A 2,743-nucleotide genomic window follows, 5' to 3' on the forward strand; every position below is an offset into this window, starting at 1 on the left:
CCCATAGTCGGGTCGGTCAGTACGGAGATATACGGTAAACCACGCTCCTGCATTTTCGCCAGTGCGGCTGACGTTTTCGCCATCTGCATCAGCGACATCAGCGCTTCCTGCATACGCGCGCCGCCGGAAGCGGAGAAGCAAACCAGCGGGCAGTTATCTTCCAGCGCCTGTTCTACCGCGCGCACGAAGCGAGCGCCAACCACCGACCCCATCGAACCGCCCATAAAGGAGAATTCGAATGCTGCTGCGACAACCGGCATGTCGTGCAGAGTGCCCTTCATGACCACCAGCGCATCTTTTTCACCGGTCTCTTTTTGAGCCGACGCCAGACGGTCTTTGTATTTTTTCGAATCGCGGAACTTCAGCACATCTTTCGGCTCGAGCTCGCTTCCCAGTTCCACCAGGGAACCTTCGTCCAACAGGCTATGCAGGCGATTACGCGCCGACATACGCATGTGGTGATCGCACTTAGGGCAAACCTCCAGGTTGCGCTCCAGCTCTGCGCGGTACAAAACCTGCCCGCAGCTGTCGCACTTGGTCCATACACCCTCAGGAATGCTTGCCTTGCGGGTGGGAGTGATATTGCTTTTAATTCGTTCAATCCAGCTCATTGATAACCTTTCTGCCTGAACCTGGTCGATGCCAGTTTTGTCGTAAGGGGCGCATAATGCCATTTTTGACCCTTACAGACCATGAATGTTGCACATTAAATCATAACATCCCGTAACATGGGATAAAAAAGTGGTCGTACCGCTCACACTTCCCTCTTCGGGCAGCGACGTGCTGCCCGAAGAAGATAAAGGCAGGAGGATTATTTCGTCTGCTTCGCCGCTGCGCGTTTGTGGCGAATAATTTCAATGACCCCTGGCAGCACCGACAAAACAATAATGGCGACAATCAGCAGCTTCAGGTTTTCCTGAACGATCGGCAAATCGCCGAACAGGTAGCCTGCGTAGGTAAACAGCAGAACCCACAGCAGCGCACCAACCACGTTATACGCTGCAAAATGACGATAGGACATATGGCCCATTCCCGCCACAAACGGCGCGAAGGTTCTGACGATCGGCACAAAACGCGCAAGGATAATCGTTTTGCCGCCGTGGCGCTCATAGAACGAATGGGTTTTATCCAGGTAGCTACGACGGAAAATCTTCGAGTCAGGGTTACTGAAGAGCTTTTCGCCAAATAGCCGTCCGATAGTGTAGTTCAGCGCATCACCGACAATTGCCGCAATGACCATCAATGCCACCATCAAATGCACGTTCAGATCATTCGTCGGCAGCGCCGACAGTGCGCCGGCCACGAACAGCAGCGAATCACCAGGCAGGAATGGCGTCACCACCAGACCCGTTTCGCAGAACAGAATCAAAAACAGAATGGCGTATACCCAGACACCATAACTGGCAACCAGCTCAGCCAGATGAACATCAATATGCAGGATGAAATCAATTAAAAAGCGAATCAGGTCCATATTGTATGAGTCCTTAATGACACGACACAAAATCGGCCAGGATGCAGTGCGACGACAAACCGGTCGTTTTCGGTCGCAGAAAAAATCCCCGACCGAAACGCTCAGATGCGGCCAGCAAACAGGCAGCCTGAAGGATAAAGCGTTAATGTTAGTCCGCCAGGAACAGCGGGCCCATCGGCATTACCGGCAGATCGTAGCGGGCCGGATAATCCACCGACACCAGATACAACCCTTCTGCTTTTGCCGTCGCGGCGGCCAGCGTCCTGTCTTTCGCCGCCAGAAGTTCTGCAATCCAGCTCTCTGGCTGGTTACCGGCCCCCACTTCCATCAGGCTGCCGACAATATTCCTTACCATATGATGTACAAAGGCATTAGCTTTGATATCCACCACCACATAGGGGCCATAACGCGTGACGCTAATATGGTTAATATTCCGCCATGGCGTGCGCGACTGGCACTGCACCGCGCGGAATGAGGTGAAATCATTTTCACCCAGCAAACACTGGGCGGCGCGCTGCATCCGCTCCGCATCCAGAGGCTGATGATAATGCGTTACGCCCTGGCTTAACACCGCCGGGCGCAGACGGTGATTATAGATGACGTAACGGTAGCGACGTGCCGTGGCGCTGAAACGGGCGTGAAAATCGTCCGGGACATGTTTCACCCAGCGGACGGCGATATCACCCGGCAAATTCGCATTGACTCCCAGCGTCCAGGCCGCGTCTTTGCGCAGCGCGTGGGTCTCAAAATGCACGACCTGGCCAGTGCCATGAACACCGGCGTCGGTGCGACCGGCGCAGAATACGTTAATCGGTTCATTTGCCACCTGCGAGAGCGCCTTTTCCAGCTTCTCCTGCACGCTGCGAACTTCATTCTGCCGTTGCCAGCCGTAATATTTGCTACCGTCGTACTCGATGCCCAGCGCGATTTTATAGACCGGCTGCTGTTCCCTCTCTGACATCAGTACAAATACTCCTGCACCAGTTTCTCCGCAATTTTCACAGCCATCAGCGCGCCGCCGAAGCGCACGTTATCGGCAACAGACCAAAACTGAATCTGTTCCGGCATGCCGTAATCATTGCGCACACAGCCGACGGAAAGTTGCGCGGTACCTGAAGCATCGCCGACCTGAGTCGGGAATTCGCGCTCGGCGGACAGCTCAATATCTTCGCCGCGAGCAAAGGCATCGCGGGCCTCTTCTGCCGCCAGCGGACGCATCGCTTCGAAGTTCACCATCTGCGCATGACCGTAGAATACTGGCGACTGCACGAT

General features: G+C 54.7%; 4 protein-coding genes. All 4 read right to left on the bottom strand.

Annotated elements, in window-relative coordinates; translation table 11 throughout:
- A partial coding sequence (gene accD, locus ACZAHD_RS23000) for an acetyl-CoA carboxylase, carboxyltransferase subunit beta (protein WP_462458779.1) occupies nucleotides 1–611 on the bottom strand: 611 nt, incomplete at its 3' end.
- Between the two features lie 200 nt (nucleotides 612–811).
- Nucleotides 812–1,471, bottom strand: coding sequence for a DedA family protein (locus tag ACZAHD_RS23005; protein WP_015583769.1), 660 nt, complete (start codon nucleotides 1,469–1,471; stop codon nucleotides 812–814).
- Nucleotides 1,472–1,619: 148 nt separating this feature from the next.
- Nucleotides 1,620–2,432 carry a tRNA pseudouridine(38-40) synthase TruA gene (truA, locus tag ACZAHD_RS23010; protein WP_462458777.1) on the bottom strand — a complete coding sequence of 271 codons (813 nt, stop codon included), beginning with the start codon at nucleotides 2,430–2,432 and terminating at the stop codon, nucleotides 1,620–1,622.
- The coding region (locus ACZAHD_RS23015; protein WP_462458778.1) for an Asd/ArgC dimerization domain-containing protein at nucleotides 2,432–2,743 on the bottom strand (312 nt) is incomplete at its 5' end. The genes ACZAHD_RS23015 and truA, both read right to left, overlap by 1 nt.

It is taken from the genome of Raoultella sp. (assembly GCF_039594335.1).
Classification (GTDB): domain Bacteria; phylum Pseudomonadota; class Gammaproteobacteria; order Enterobacterales; family Enterobacteriaceae; genus Klebsiella.

Bases quoted from the DNA above. Each gene is read 5' to 3' on its own strand.
- ACZAHD_RS23005 (WP_015583769.1), bottom strand. From the start codon at position 1,471: ATGGACCTGATTCGCTTTTTAATTGATTTCATCCTGCATATTGATGTT.
- truA (WP_462458777.1), bottom strand. From the start codon at position 2,432: ATGTCAGAGAGGGAACAGCAGCCGGTCTATAAAATCGCGCTGGGCATC.